The 13,614-nt window shown below is 73.3% G+C and carries 13 protein-coding genes; 4 read left to right on the forward strand and 9 right to left on the reverse strand.

The genetic code is table 11. The annotated features are described in order from the left end of the window. Positions 1-203: 203 nt before the first annotated feature. The gene (locus ACFWVE_RS33370; RefSeq protein WP_384022473.1) at positions 204-1,580 is read right to left on the reverse strand and encodes a metallophosphoesterase; all 1,377 of its coding nucleotides are present in this window, start codon (positions 1,578-1,580) and stop codon (positions 204-206) included. Between the two features lie 24 nt (positions 1,581-1,604). Further along, on the reverse strand, positions 1,605-1,853 hold the full coding sequence (locus tag ACFWVE_RS33375; RefSeq protein ID WP_384022476.1) for an SCO4848 family membrane protein: 249 nt from the start codon (positions 1,851-1,853) through the stop codon (positions 1,605-1,607). 172 nt (positions 1,854-2,025) lie between these two features. Between ACFWVE_RS33375 and ACFWVE_RS33380 the strand changes: the two genes are divergently transcribed. Then, the gene (locus ACFWVE_RS33380) at positions 2,026-3,438 is read left to right on the forward strand and encodes a D-alanyl-D-alanine carboxypeptidase family protein (RefSeq protein WP_384022479.1); all 1,413 of its coding nucleotides are present in this window, start codon (positions 2,026-2,028) and stop codon (positions 3,436-3,438) included. Here ACFWVE_RS33380 and ACFWVE_RS33385 read toward each other — a convergent pair. Next, entirely contained in the window at positions 3,386-4,303 is a 918-nt protein-coding gene (locus ACFWVE_RS33385; RefSeq protein ID WP_384022483.1) for a YihY/virulence factor BrkB family protein, read from the reverse strand. The genes ACFWVE_RS33380 and ACFWVE_RS33385 overlap by 53 nt on opposite strands. 125 nt (positions 4,304-4,428) lie before the next feature. On the opposite strand from ACFWVE_RS33385, the gene ACFWVE_RS33390 reads away from it, so the two are divergent. Next, positions 4,429-5,223: a decaprenylphospho-beta-D-erythro-pentofuranosid-2-ulose 2-reductase gene (locus tag ACFWVE_RS33390; RefSeq protein ID WP_384022486.1), complete on the forward strand. Its 795-nt coding sequence runs from the start codon at positions 4,429-4,431 to the stop codon at positions 5,221-5,223. A gap of 32 nt (positions 5,224-5,255) precedes the next feature. Here the strand turns inward: ACFWVE_RS33390 and ACFWVE_RS33395 are convergent, their stop codons facing one another. Then, positions 5,256-5,834 carry a 2'-5' RNA ligase family protein gene (locus ACFWVE_RS33395; RefSeq protein WP_384022489.1) on the reverse strand — a complete coding sequence of 193 codons (579 nt, stop codon included), beginning with the start codon at positions 5,832-5,834 and terminating at the stop codon, positions 5,256-5,258. A 234-nt stretch (positions 5,835-6,068) separates the two neighbouring features. After that, positions 6,069-7,079, reverse strand: coding sequence for a tryptophan--tRNA ligase (gene trpS, locus ACFWVE_RS33400; protein WP_384022508.1), 1,011 nt, complete (start codon positions 7,077-7,079; stop codon positions 6,069-6,071). 576 nt (positions 7,080-7,655) lie between these two features. Between trpS and ACFWVE_RS33405 the strand changes: the two genes are divergently transcribed. Further along, positions 7,656-7,985, forward strand: a complete 330-nt coding sequence (locus tag ACFWVE_RS33405) for a hypothetical protein (protein ID WP_384022491.1) — start codon at positions 7,656-7,658, stop codon at positions 7,983-7,985. A gap of 15 nt (positions 7,986-8,000) precedes the next feature. On the opposite strand, the gene ACFWVE_RS33410 is transcribed toward ACFWVE_RS33405, so the two are convergent. The 4 genes from ACFWVE_RS33410 to ACFWVE_RS33425 form a co-directional block, all read right to left on the reverse strand. Beyond that, positions 8,001-9,449: a glycine hydroxymethyltransferase gene (locus tag ACFWVE_RS33410; protein ID WP_384022494.1), complete on the reverse strand. Its 1,449-nt coding sequence runs from the start codon at positions 9,447-9,449 to the stop codon at positions 8,001-8,003. Between the two features lie 314 nt (positions 9,450-9,763). After that, positions 9,764-10,987 carry a glutathionylspermidine synthase family protein gene (locus ACFWVE_RS33415; RefSeq protein ID WP_384022497.1) on the reverse strand — a complete coding sequence of 408 codons (1,224 nt, stop codon included), beginning with the start codon at positions 10,985-10,987 and terminating at the stop codon, positions 9,764-9,766. Positions 10,988-11,022: 35 nt separating this feature from the next. Continuing rightward, positions 11,023-11,382, reverse strand: a complete 360-nt coding sequence (locus tag ACFWVE_RS33420) for a hypothetical protein (RefSeq protein WP_384022500.1) — start codon at positions 11,380-11,382, stop codon at positions 11,023-11,025. A gap of 212 nt (positions 11,383-11,594) precedes the next feature. Then, positions 11,595-12,965: a PLP-dependent aminotransferase family protein gene (locus tag ACFWVE_RS33425; RefSeq protein WP_384022503.1), complete on the reverse strand. Its 1,371-nt coding sequence runs from the start codon at positions 12,963-12,965 to the stop codon at positions 11,595-11,597. Between the two features lie 47 nt (positions 12,966-13,012). On the opposite strand from ACFWVE_RS33425, the gene ACFWVE_RS33430 reads away from it, so the two are divergent. Further along, the gene (locus tag ACFWVE_RS33430; protein ID WP_384022505.1) at positions 13,013-13,567 is read left to right on the forward strand and encodes a carboxymuconolactone decarboxylase family protein; all 555 of its coding nucleotides are present in this window, start codon (positions 13,013-13,015) and stop codon (positions 13,565-13,567) included. Positions 13,568-13,614 lie beyond the last annotated feature (47 nt).

The raw sequence follows: 13,614 nt of genomic DNA on the forward strand, positions 1-13,614 counted from the left end.
GCCGCCCCCCGGGGCGGGCCCGGGGGGGGGGGCGCGCCGGGCCGGCCGCCGGCCCCCCCCCCCCCCCCCCGGGCGGGGGCCCCGCGGGGCGCCCCCCCCCCCCCACCCCGCGGTCGGCCCGCTCACGGCCGGGAGGCCGGGCAACGTCACCGGGCCGTACCGCGGGGAGCCGGGGTGGTTCCCGGCTCCCCGCGGTACCGCCGTCAGGTCTGCTTCGACGCCAGTTCGATCACCGTGATGTCCGACGGCGCGCCGATCCGGGTCGGCGGGCCCCAGGCGCCGGCGCCGCGGCTGACGTACAGCTGGGTGTCGCCGTAGTGGTCCAGGCCCGCGAGGGTCGGGTTGGCGGCGGCGGCGAGGTAGCTGGCGGGCCAGAGCTGGCCGCCGTGGGTGTGGCCGGAGAGCTGGAGGTCGACGCCGTGGTCGACGGCCTCGTGGACCATCACCGGCTGGTGGGCGAGGAGCACGCAGGCGCGGGCCCGGTCCCGGTCGCCGAGCGCCCGCGCGTAGTCGGGGCCCTGGCCCTCGTCCTCGCCCGCCAGGTCGTTCACGCCGGCGAGGTCGAAGTGCGGGAGGTGTGTGCGCGCGTTCTCCAGCGGGTTCAGGCCGAGTCGGCGCACCTCGTCGACCCACTCCCGCGCGCCGGAGAAGTACTCGTGGTTCCCGGTGACGAAGAAGGAGCCGTGACGTGCCCTCAGCTGCGCCAGCGGGGCCGCGGCCGGGCCGAGCTCCTTGACCGTGCCGTCCACCAGGTCGCCGACGACGGCGATCAGGTCGGGCTGGGTCGAGTTGATCGTGTCGACGACCGTCTGCGCGAAGCCCCGGCCGAGGACCGGCCCCAGGTGGATGTCGCTCACCACGGCGATCCGGTAACCGTGCGCCGCGCGGGGCAGCTTGGCGAGCGGCACGGTGACCCGCTTCACCTTCGGCCCGCGCACCGTGCCGTACGTGCCGTACCCGACCGTTCCGACGGCCGCCGCGGCGGCGGCCCCGGCGACCACCCGGGAGACGAACAACCGCCGGGAGGGACCGGCGGGCTCCACCGGGGTGGCGGGAACCCCGGGGGCGTCAGGGGCGTCGGAGGCGGGCGCGGGGGCCGTGGTCCCGGTCGGCGCGGAGGCGTCCGCGTCCGCCGGCTGCGACGTTCCCGGTGCCGGCGCGACCGTCACCGACGCGGCCGGTGCGGCAGCGCCGGCCGTCGCGCCGGCCGGTATCGGCGTCGGCTCCTGGCTCGGCGGGGCGGCCGCCGTGCGCCGCGCCCGGCGCTCCAGGGCCCGGCGCAGCACCGGGCGGACGGCCTCGCCCACGAGCACCGCGAGGAGCAGGTAGAGGCACAGGGCCAGCCAGAGGTAGCCGGGCCAGGCCAGGACCTGCTTGAGCCAGAACGGGGCACCGCTGCGCGTGGCGAAGAACGCCGCGAAGGTCAGCGCCCAGCCTCCGGCGATCACCACCACGCCGATGCTGCGCACGGCACCCGGGGCCCGGGTCGTGTCACGGAACAGACGGCGCCACAGGTACCAGTTGCCCGCCACCAGGACGGACAGGACCAACAGGACGATGAGTACGAAGGCTATGGCCACGGTGCGGTGTTCCCCAGATTTCCGTTACGACGTCCGTGACGTCCGGCTCAGTGCGCGCAGACCACGCAACCCGATGCCCCCGACGACCGTCCCCAAGGTGAAGGAGACGACGGCCAGCAGCAGATGGACCCAGAAATACGCCGTCGGCTCGCCGTCGTCGAAGGCGAGCCCGCTGCCGTCCTTGACCAGGTTCTTGACGAAAGTGATCCAGATGATCCAGCTCCACACCCCGAACGCGAGCAGGAACCAGGAGACGGGGCGGCTGAGTTTCACCAGATCTGACCTTTCATCGCAACACCGGGCGCCCGGATTCGGCCAGGGCTCCGGGGGGTGTCCCCCGGGTGGGCACGGCATGGGTCCAGTATCACCGGCCGGTGTCCGGTTCTGTTCGCGGGGTGGGGAGGGAGGGGGGACTTCCTCAGGCACTGCATGTACGTTTCCGACCGTGCCCGCACCCAAAAACTCCATCCGGCGCTCACTGTTGGTCACTTCCGCCATAGTGGTGTCCACCGCGCTGACCGCTCCCGTCGCCCTCGCGGCCCCGAGCCCGTCGTCCACCCCTTCGTCCAAGTCCTCGGCCGGCTCCTCGGCCGACCCGTCGAAGAGCCCCACGACGAGCCCGTCGCAGAGCCCGTCGCAGAGCCCGTCGCAGAGCCCGTCGAAAAGTGCGTCGAAGGGATCCGAGGCCGCTCCCCCGGCCAAGATGTCGACGGTGGGCGGCGCCCGGCTCGGGCAGCCGGGGACCCAGGTCAACCTCGCGAGCGGCGTGCCGGTGCTGCCGAAGGACGTGTCGGCCCGGTCCTGGATCGTCGCCGACGCGGAGTCCGGCGAGGTGCTCGCCGCGCACAACGCGCACTGGCGGTTGGCCCCGGCGAGCACCCTGAAGATGCTGTTCGCCGACACGCTGCTGCCGAAGTGGCCCGGTTCGACGAAGCACAAGGTCGAGCCCTCCGACCTGGCCGGCATCGGCCCGGGCTCCAGCATGGTCGGGATCAAGGAGAACGAGACGTACACCGTCCACGACCTGTGGCTCGGCGTCTTCCTGCGTTCCGGCAACGACGCGGTGCGGGTGCTGTGCGCCATGAACGAGGGCGTCGAGAAGACCGTCGCGGAGATGAACGCGCACGCCGAGGAGCTCCAGGCCCTCGACACGGTCGCGGTGAGCCCCGACGGCTACGACGCCCAGGAGCAGGTGTCGTCCGCGTACGACCTGACCCTGATAGCCCGTTCCGGGCTGCAGAAGAAGGACTTCCGGGAGTACGCCTCGACGGTCCGCGCGGACTTCCCCGGTGAGACGAAGAAGAACAAGAAGGGCAAGAAGGTCCGCGAGTCCTTCGAGATCCAGAACACCAACCGGCTGCTGTCCGGCGACTACGACGTGCCCGTCTACGAGGGCATCGCCGGAGTGAAGAACGGCAACACCACCAACGCGGGCGCCACCTTCACCGGGGTCGCCGAGCAGGACGGCAGGGTGCTGCTCGTCACCGTGATGAACCCGCAGAAGAAGGAGAGCAACGGGGTCTACAAGGAGACCGCGCGGCTGTTCGACTGGGGTTTCGAGGCGGTCGGCAAGGTCGACCCGGTGGGTGAGCTGGTGCCGCCCACGAGCGCCGCGCAGGCCGGCGCCCGGCCGGGCGCCGGCGCCTTCCCCGGCGAGGCGGGCGGCGCGGGCGAGGGGGCGCCCGGCGCCGCGGGTGCCCAGCCGGTGGCGAGCGCCGCGGCCGGGAGCGGGGCCGGCGGCATCGGGACCGCGCTCGCCGTCACGAGCGGGGTGCTGGTGCTGCTCGCGGGCGGGGCGTTCCTGGTCAACCGCCGCTGGCCGCTGCCGGATCTGGTGCGCCGCCGGCCGCGTCCGTGACCCGTTCACCCTCCTCCTCCTTGTACTGCGTCGCTGTCCAGGCGGCGCAGAACACGATCAGTTTCATGGTGAGGTTGATCCACAGCAGCAGGGCGACCGGGACGCCGAACGCGCCGTACATGCTCTTCGCCGCGACGCCCTGCACATAGCCGCTGAGCAGCAGTTTCAGCAGTTCGAAGCCGACCGCGCCGATGAGCGCGGCCACGGCCAGACGGCGGCGGGCGGGTTCGACGCCGGGCAGCGGCGACAGGACGTACAGCAGGAGCAGGAAGTCGGCGCCCGCGGCGACGGCGAAGGCCGCGATCCGCAGCACGATCCCGCCCCAGCCGCCCTTCTCCAGCCCGATGGCGTCACTGATCCAGCCGACCGCCGTCGAGGCGACCGTGGAGGCGACCAGGGTGACCAGGACCGCGCCGCCGAGCCCGACGAGGATGCCGGCGTCCTTGGCCTTGCGCAGGAGGGGGTTCTCCTCCGGTTCGGGCAGCTCCCACACCGCGCGCAGGCACTCGCGCGTCGATCCGGCCCAGCTGATGCCGGTGAACAGCAGCGCGGCACCGGCGATGAGACCGATGGTGCCGGCGTTGTCCACCAGGCTGCCGATGTTCAGCTGCTCGGAGATGCCGGGCACCTGCTCGGCGATCTTCTCCTGGAGGGTGTCCTGCTGCTCCTGGCCGAGCATGGCGGCGCCGACCACGGCGGCGACGGTGAGCAGCGGGAACAGCGCGACGAAGCTGGTGAACGTCATCGCGGCGGCCAGCCGCGTCCAGGCCACCCGTTCCATCCGCTCGTACGACCGCCACGCGTGCGTGAGCATCAGCCGCGTGGCCCACGGGCCGACGACGGGGAGTCTCTTCAGCCAGTCCATGACCCGCCTCTGCCCCCGTAGGGGAAATCCCATGTCCGGAACGACATCCCATTAATCACCCGTTCCGGGGAGTGGGGCAAGGTTTCAAAACTGATCGCCCATATAGGGACGATACGGTCACCGACATGCCTGATGACACCGTCTCCCCCACGGGATGGGGCCGCGTCGCTCCCGCCGCCCGGCTGCCCCGGTCCCTGCTCGTCCTCGGCGGTACGTCCGAGATCGCGCTGGCCACCGCGCGCCGGCTGATCGCCCGCCGCACCCGCACCGTGTGGCTGGCGGGCCGGCTCTCCCCCGCGCTGGACCGGGCCGCGGAGCAGTTGCGCCGCCTGGGCGCCCAGGTCCGCACCGTAGCCTTCGACGCCCTGGACCCCGCCTCCCACGAAAGCGTCCTCGGCAAGGTCTTCGCGGAGGGTGACATCGACATGGTGCTGCTCGCCTTCGGCACCCTCGGCGACCAGGCCCACGACGAGCGGTCGCCCCGGGCCGCCGTCCGGGTCGCGCAGACCAACTACACCGGCGCGGTCTCCTCGGGACTCGTGTGCGCCGGCGCCCTCCAGGACCAGGGGCACGGCTCCCTGGTGGTGCTGTCGTCCGTCGCCGGGGAGCGGGCCCGCCGCGCGGACTTCATCTACGGCTCCAGCAAGGCCGGCCTGGACACCTTCGCCCAGGGCCTCGGCGACGCGCTGTACGGCACGGGTGCGCACGTCATGGTCGTACGCCCCGGCTTCGTCCGCACCCGGGCGACCGCCGCGCTGCCCGGGGCGCCGCTCGCCACCACCCCGGAGGCGGTCGCGACGGCGGTGGAGCTGGGGCTGCGCCGCCGCGCGGAGACGGTGTGGGTGCCGGGCGGACTGCGCGTGGTGATGTCGGCGCTGCGGCACCTGCCCCGGGCGGTGTTCCGGCGACTGCCGGTCTGACGTCCGAGCGCCGGGGCCTGCGGGGCCGGAGGTCAGTACGCGGTGACGGAGCCGCGGTCGGCGCGACCGGACTGCGGGGGGACCGCCGGCGAGCCGAACGGGAACGTCCGCAGCTTGCGCCACACCGCGTCGGCGCCCTGTTCGTAGAGCGCGAAGCCGGTGCAGGGCCACCGTGCCTCGTAGTCGGCGAGTTCCTCGAAGGCGCGGTCCATCGCCGCCTCCTCGATGCCGTGCGCCACGGTGACGTGCGGGTGGTACGGGAACTGCAGCTCCCGCGCGACGGGGCCGGACGCGTCGCGAACCTGCTTCTGCAGCCAGGTGCAGGCCTCGGCGCCCTCCACGATCCGGACGAACACGACCGGCGACAGGGGCCGGAAGGTGCCGGTGCCGGAGAGCCGCATGAGGAACGGGCGGCCGGCCGCGGCGACCTCGCTCAGATGCGTCTCGATGGCCGTCAGGTCGCCCTCGTCGACCTCCGTGGGCGGCAACAGGGTGACATGCGTGGGGATACCGTGAGCAGCGGCGTCGCCGAAGCCCGCGCGCAGCTGCTGAAGCCGGCTGCCGTGAGGCTCCGGGACCGCGATCGACACACCGATCGTTACGGTCCCCACGTCGTCTCCTTCGTTTGCGTCGTTCGGTCCTTGTGGTGGTGCCGCCCCGGCCGGTCCGGCGCGCAGCGGATGGCCGCCGAAGCGGCCGCCCTCGTACCGACTGTACGGCCACGGCCCGCTCCCGGGCAGGCGCGGCCGGAGTGACGTACGGCGCTCACCCGGTGGTACGGATCGGTGCCGGGTCCGCGTTCAGTCCCGCGGTGGTTGCCGCGGGAGCCCCGGCCCGGGGCCGGGTCAGTGCTTGGCGGGCAGGAAGCCCACTCGTTCGTAGGCCAGGGCGAGGGTCTCCGCGGCGACGACGCGGGCCTTCTCCGCGCCCTTGGCCAGCACCGAGTCGAGCGTCTCGGGGTCGTCGAGGTACTGCTGGGTGCGCTCCCTGAACGGGGTCACGAACTCCACCATGATCTCGGCGAGGTCCGTCTTCAGCGCCCCGTAGCCCTTGCCGGCGTACCGCTCCTCCAACTCGGTGATGCCCGCGCCGGTGAGGGTCGAGTACACGGTGAGCAGGTTGCTGACCCCCGGCTTGTTCCCGACGTCGTAGCGGATCACGGTGTCGGTGTCGGTGACCGCGCTCCTCACCTTCTTGGCGGTGGCCTTCGGGTCGTCGAGGAGGTTGATGAGGCCCTTCGGCGTGGACGCCGACTTGCTCATCTTGACCGTCGGGTCCTGGAGGTCGTAGATCTTCGCCGTCTCCTTGAGGATGTGCGGCTTCGGGACGGTGAAGGTCGGGCCGAACCGGGTGTTGAAGCGGTCGGCGAGGTCGCGGGTGAGCTCGATGTGCTGACGCTGGTCCTCGCCCACCGGCACCTCGTGCGCCTGGTAGAGCAGGATGTCGGCGACCTGGAGGACCGGGTACGTGAACAGGCCGACGGAGGCGCGGTCGGCGCCCTGCCGGGCGGACTTGTCCTTGAACTGGGTCATGCGGGAGGCCTCGCCGAAGCCGGTGAGGCAGTTCATGACCCAGGCGAGCTGGGCGTGCTCGGGGACATGGCTCTGGACGAAGAGCGTGCAGTGCTCCGGGTCGAGCCCGGCGGCCAGCAGCTGGGCGGCGGCGAGCCGGGTGTTGGCGCGCAGCTCGGCCGGGTCCTGCGGGACCGTGATCGCGTGCAGGTCGACGACCATGTAGAACGCGTCGTGGGTCTCCTGCAGGGCCACCCACTGGCGCACGGCGCCGAGGTAGTTGCCGAGGTGGAACGAGCCTGCGGTGGGCTGGATTCCGGAGAGCACGCGAGGACGACGCTGCATGGCGTAGCCATTCCCCTGAGGGTGGTGGTGGGCGACGGGCGGGCGATCAGAGGCCATGCTCATCATTCTCTCAGGCGTCGGGGGGCGATCGGGCACTGGTCCGGAACAGGCGGGTTCCGGTCCGTGCGCGGGGGTGCGACAAGGGGGGACGAGAGGGGGCGTCGTGCGACGGCTGGGATGTGTGGTGGCGGCGGTGGCGGTGCCGGCGGGGGCGCCGGGGGCCGCGGCGGGCGGTGCGGCGGGCGGTGCGCCGCCCGCCGACGAGCCGGACGTGGCGGTGGCCGTGTGGTCCGGCGACGGGCGCACCGCGTCCTGGCACGCCGGGGAGGCCGGCTTCGAGCGGCTGCGGAGCCTGCTGGAGCCGACGTACACGGGCACGGAGCGGGTCCCGGACGCCCGGACGCCCGGACGCCCGGACGCCCGGACGCCCGGACGCCCGGACGCCTGGACGCCTGGACGCCTGGACGCCTGGACGCCTGGACGGAGGATCGCCGTCCCCCGGTGCGGTTCACCGTGCGGTGAGGGCCGGCCGGGGTCGGGGGCCGGCCGCAGACGCGGCGGGCGCCCGGCGGCGACGTGGCGATGCTGCCCCAGGACCAGTTCTTCGTGGCCGGGGACGGGACACCGTGGGTGCGCACGGATCCGGCGCCGGACGTCACGGACGACGACATCCGCCGGCACCGGGCACCGCGGCGGGTCCACGCCCGTCCGGACGACGGCGGTTTCCCCGGCGGGGATCCGGAGCCCGCCGCTTCCGGCGGCGACGGCGCGCGGGACGGGGTGTGGCGGGCGGCCGCGGGGCTCGCGGCGGGGGCCGCCGGAACCCTGCTGATACGCCGCGCGGCGGTCCGCCACCGTGCCGGACCGCCGCGCGGGGAACCGCGTCGGGAGCTGATCGGCCGCTGAGCGCCGTCGGCGCCGTCAGCCGAGGTCGATCTCCGGGTACAGCGGGAAACCGGCCACCAGGTCGGTCGCGCGGTGGGAGATCTCGTCGGCGGTCTTCGCGTCGAGGACGTGGGCCGCCTTGGAGGGGGCGCCGGACTTGGTGGTGCCGGCTTCGGTGGTGGTCAGGACGCGGTCGATCAGGCCCGCGACCTCGTCCATCTCGGCGGTGCCCAGGCCGCGCGTGGTCAGGGCGGGGGTGCCGATCCGGATGCCGGAGGTGTACCAGGCGCCGTTCGGGTCGGCCGGGATGGCGTTGCGGTTGGTGACGATGCCCGACTCGAGGAGGGCGGCCTCGGCCTGGCGGCCGGTGAGGCCGTAGGAGGACGCCACGTCGATCAGGTTCAGGTGGTTGTCCGTGCCGCCGGTGACCAGGGTGGCGCCGCGGCGCATCAGGCCGTCGGCGAGGGCGCGGGAGTTGTCCACGATGCGCTGGGCGTAGTCCTGGAAGGAGGGCTGCCGGGCCTCCGCCAGGGCGACCGCCTTGGCGGCCATGACGTGCGGGAGCGGGCCGCCCAGGACCATCGGGCAGCCGCGGTCGACCTGGTCCTTGAGGGAGTCGTCGCACAGGACCATGCCGCCGCGCGGGCCGCGCAGCGACTTGTGGGTGGTGGTGGTGACGATCTGGGCGTGCGGGACCGGGTCGAAGTCGCCGGTGAGGACCTTGCCGGCGACGAGGCCGGCGAAGTGCGCCATGTCGACCATGAGCGTGGCCCCGACCTCGTCGGCGATCTCGCGCATGATCCGGAAGTTCACCAGACGGGGGTACGCGGAGTACCCGGCGACGATGATCAGTGGCTTGAACTCGCGGGCGGACGCGCGCAGCGCCTCGTAGTCGATCAGGCCGGTGCCCGGGTCGGTGCCGTAGGAGCGCTGGTCGAACATCTTGCCGGAGATGTTCGGGCGGAAGCCGTGGGTGAGGTGGCCGCCGGCGTCCAGGGACATGCCGAGCATGCGCTGGTTGCCGAAGGCTCGGCGCAGCTCGGCCCAGTCGGCGTCGGAGAGGTCGTTGACCTGGCGGACGCCGGTCTTCTCCAGGAAGGGCACCTCGACGCGGGCGCCGAGGACGGCCCAGAAGGCGACGAGGTTGGCGTCGATGCCGGAGTGCGGCTGGACGTAGGCGTGGCGGGCGCCGAAGAGCTCCTTGGCGTGCTCGGCGGCCAGCGACTCGACGGTGTCGACATTGCGGCAGCCGGCGTAGAAGCGGCGGCCGACGGTGCCTTCGGCGTACTTGTCGCTGAACCAGTTGCCCATCGCCAGGAGGGTGGCCGGCGAGGCGTAGTTCTCGGAGGCGATCAGCTTGAGCATCTCGCGCTGGTCGGCGACCTCCTGGCCGATGGCGTCGGCGACGCGCGGCTCGACGGCGCGGATCACGTCGAGGGCGGAGCGGAAGGCGGTGGAAGCGGTGGAGAGGGGCTCGACGGGCATGAGGGACCTCCGGACGTGGCGTTCGGCGTTCACGGCATGGCCCAGGCGCACGGCACTCGTACCGGGCCACCGGATGAAGGCGCGGCCCGGGGGCCGCTTCCCGATGGTCGGTCCCATCCCAGCACGCCAGTCACGGCCCGTCGGCCAGCGTACCGGGCGGGGCGGAGTGCCGTGGTGGGGCGTCCGCCATGCGAGCGGCGCGTCCGCCCGGCGGCCGCCGGGCGCCCTCTGCGGGTTCGGTGGGGCCGGTCGCGCGGTCCCCCGCGCCCCTTGAAGGACCTGCGGCCCTCCGGGGGCGTCGGATCAGGGGGCGCTCACAGGATCACGTGCGGGAGGAAACGGGCGTACTCGTCGGTGATCAGGCCCGACGACTCGCGGATGCCGAGGCCGGCGGACTCGTCCCCGACGGTCCAGGCGCCGAGGACGACATGGTTGCCGTCGAAGTCCGGCAGCGGGGCGAGCTGCTGGTAGCAGCAGGGTTCGTCACGGACCACGGGGGCGCTGCCCGGCGGGTGGATCGTCACCCCGGCGCCCTCGCGGCCGAGCAGCGGCTTGGCCACGTAGCCGGTGGACGACGCCAGGTCGCGGGGGCCGTCGAGGTGGGCCGGGAGGAGGTTGGGGTGGCCGGGGTAGAGCTCCCAGAGGATCGCCAGCAGGGCCTTGTTGCTGAGCAGCATCTTCCAGGCCGGCTCGATCCACAGGGTGCTGCCGGTGCCGCCGCCGTTGTCGAGGGTGTCGAGGACATGGCCGGCGAAGCGGTCGGTGGTGAGCCATTCCCAGGGGTACAGCTTGAAGATGCTGCGGATGAACCGGAGGCTGTTGTCGACGAAGCGGCCGGAGAGCCGGTCCCAGCCGATCTCCTCCACGGTGAGCCACTCGGTGTCGAGGCCCGCCTGTTCGGCGGTCTCCTTGAGGTAGGCGACGGTCATGAGGTCCTCGCCGAGTACGTCGGCCGAGGAGTGGGCGAAGTACAGCGGGCTGCCCGGCGGGAGGAGCGGGGCCTGCTTCCGCCAGGCGTCGACGAGGCGTTCGTGCAGGGAGTTCCACTGGTCGGCGCCGGGGAACCGTTCCTCCATCCAGAACCACTGGGGAGAGGCGGCCTCCACCAGGGAGGTGGGGGTGTCGGCGTTGTACTCCAGCAGCTTCGCGGGACCGGTGCCGTCGTAGCGGAGGTCGAAACGGCCGTAGACGGAGGGGAGTTCGGCCCGCCGGCGCCAGGCCTCGGCAACCGCGCCGGCGACCCGCGGATCGGTGATGCCGAGGTCGGCGAAGCGGTCGGCGGTGACGATGTGGCCGGCGGCCGCGAGGCACATGCGGTGCAGTTCCTCGACGGCCTCCTCCAGCGCCTCCACTTCGTCGAGGCCGAAGACGTAGTACGCGCTCTCGTCCCAGTACGGCACCCAGGCGTCGTCGGGGACGGGGAGGCCCGCCGCCCGGTCGGCCTCGAGCGGCTTGGGCAGGGTGAGGGGGTAGATCAGGCCCTGCTCCTCGACGGTCTGCTGCCAGCCGGGGCGGGGTTCGATGGTGCGGCGTTCCACGGACGGGTCCTTCGTTCCTCGGCTCGACGGGGTGTTCAGCCGCCGCTGCTGCCGGAGGACGAGCCGAAGCCGCCCCGGTCGACGGCCTCGCTCCGGCTGAAGGTGCCGTCGTCGGCCCAGCCGCCGCTGACGTCGGCGTCGTAGTACCAGTCGGCGTCGGCCCCCTTGCTGAGGGAACCGGAGGACGTCGTGCAGTTCTGGTCGGCGACGACCTTGTAGCCGTTGAGGTAGTCGTAGCTGTCCCGGTCCACGCAGCGGCGGTCCGGATCCGAACTGCACGCGGACAGGGCCGCCGCGAGGACACCCATACCGCCGAGCATCACCGTGCCGGACCGCAGCCGCCGCCGTGTCCGCGCCGCGGGTATCGCCTTCTGCGCCGCCGTCTTCTGCGTCATGTTCTCCACTCCCCCGTGTGTGCCGCTGTGTGTGCCGCCTCGCCGCCGCGGTGTGCCATGTTCCCCGGCTCGCGGCGGACAGCCTAGGCGCCGGCCGGCGGGAAGGGGCAGGGGGCCCTTGATCGTGACTCAATCGGCCATGGTTACGGGGCTTTTGGGATGGTGTGCACGTTTGCTGCGACGGCCTGCCGGGCAGGACCGCGGGACATCCCTCAGGGAAGCGCTCGGCACAAGGCGTCCAGGGTCGCCGCCCAGGCGTGGTCCGGCGGGGTCCCGTAGCCGACGACCAGGGCGTCCAGGGGAGCGACGTCGGTGGCGGGATGCCGGAAGTGCGCCAGGCCCTTGACCGAGAGGCCCTGCCAGGCGGCCGCCCGGACGGCCGCCTGCTCGGTGCCCGGGGGCAGTCGGAGCACGGCGTGCAGCCCGGCCGCGATGCCCGTGACCCGTACCTCGGGTGCCCGCTCGGCGAGTGCCTCGACCAGGGCGTCGCGGCGGCGCCGGTAGCGCAGCCGGGCTGCCCGCACGTGCCGGTCGTGGGCGCCGGAGGTGAGGAACTCGGCGAAGGTGAGCTGTTCGAGGACGCCGACGGTCCGGGCGGCACCGTGTTCGGCGGCCTCCGGCAGCAGGGGCGGGGGAAGCACCATCCAGCCCAGACGGAGGCCGGGGGCGAGGGACTTGCTGACCGTGCCGAGGTGGACCACACGATCGGGGTCCAGGTCCTGAAGCGCCCCGACAGGCTGGCGGTCGTACCGGAACTCGCTGTCGTAGTCGTCCTCCAGGATCAGGCCGCCGGTGCGGCGGGCCCAGTCGATGACGGCTGCCCGGCGTTCGGGGCGCAGCACACCGCCCAGGGGGAACTGGTGGGCGGGGTTGAGCAGCACCGCGGCGGCGTCGCCGGGGTCGGCGTCGTCGGAGGGGACCGGGACGGTGCGCAGACCGGTGCGTCCGATCAGGTCGCGGTGTTCGGCGAGGCCGTAGGGCTCCACGGCGAGGGTGCGGGCGCCGCGGGTGCGCAGGATGTCGCAGATCAGGTGGAGGCCGTGGGCGAACCCGGAGCAGACGACGATGCGTTCGGGGTCGGCGCGTACGCCCCGTACGCGGGCCAGGTGGTCCGCGAGGGCGGTACGCAGTTCGGGGCGGCCCCGCGCGTCGCCGTAGCCGAGGGCGTCGTGGGGGGCGGTCGCCAGGGCCCGGCGGGAGGCCCTGAGCCACTCGGCGCGCGGGAAGGAGGCGAGGTCGGGGGCGCCGGGGGTGAGGTCGTACCGAAGCCGTCCGGACGGGCGTTGCGGGATGGGCCGCCGGGCGGGCGGCCGGGGCACCGCGCGCTCGGCGACCCGGGTGCCGGAGCCCTGCCGTGCGGTCAGCCGGCCCTCGGCGACCAGATCGGCGTAGGCCTCGGCGACCGTGTTGCGGGCGATGCCCAGGTCGGCGGCCAGGGCGCGGGAGGAGGGCAGCCGGGTGCCGGGGGCCAGCCGGCCGCTGCGGACCGCTTCGCGCAGGGCGTCGGTCAGGCCGCGGCGCAGACCGGGACCGGCCGGTTCCAGGTGGAGGTCGATGCCGAAAGTGGCCCATGGTTTCGCCATGCGAGTGGACCATACTCCTGGGCTGCCTCGCTCCTACGCTCGAGGACATGACGACGACCACGAACAACAGCGCCACGGACGGCGGCACCGCGACGGCAGCCGCCGGCGGCGGAGGCACGGCCACCGAGTACGCGCCCGAGGAGGCCCCCCGGCTGGACTGGGCCGCGCTCGCCCCCGACGTCTACAAGGCGATGGTGCGGCTCGACGCGGCGTCCCGTAAGGGGATCGACCCGAAGCTGCTCGAGCTGGTGAAGATCCGGGCCTCCCAGCTCAACCACTGCGCCTTCTGCCTGGACATGCACTCCAAGGACGCGCTCGCGGCGGGCGAGAGCGTGGAGCGGATCGTGCAGCTCGCCGCCTGGGAGGAGTCGCGCCACTTCTACACCGGGAAGGAGCTGGCGGCGATCGAGCTGACCGAGGCCGTGACGGTCCTGACCGACGGGTTCGTGCCGGACGAGGTGTACGGGAAGGCCGCCCGGCACTTCGAGGAGGCCGAGCTGGCGCAGCTGATCGCCGCCATCACGGTGATCAACGCGTGGAACCGGTTCGGCGTCACCTGCCGCCTCGCACCGGGCCATTACCGGCCGGGGGCGCACGCCTGACGGTCCCCGGTCCCCGGTCCCCCGGTACGCGGCAGGTGCCGCGTACC

It is taken from the genome of Streptomyces sp. NPDC058632 (assembly GCF_042717095.1).
Taxonomy (GTDB): Bacteria; Actinomycetota; Actinomycetes; order Streptomycetales; family Streptomycetaceae; genus Streptomyces.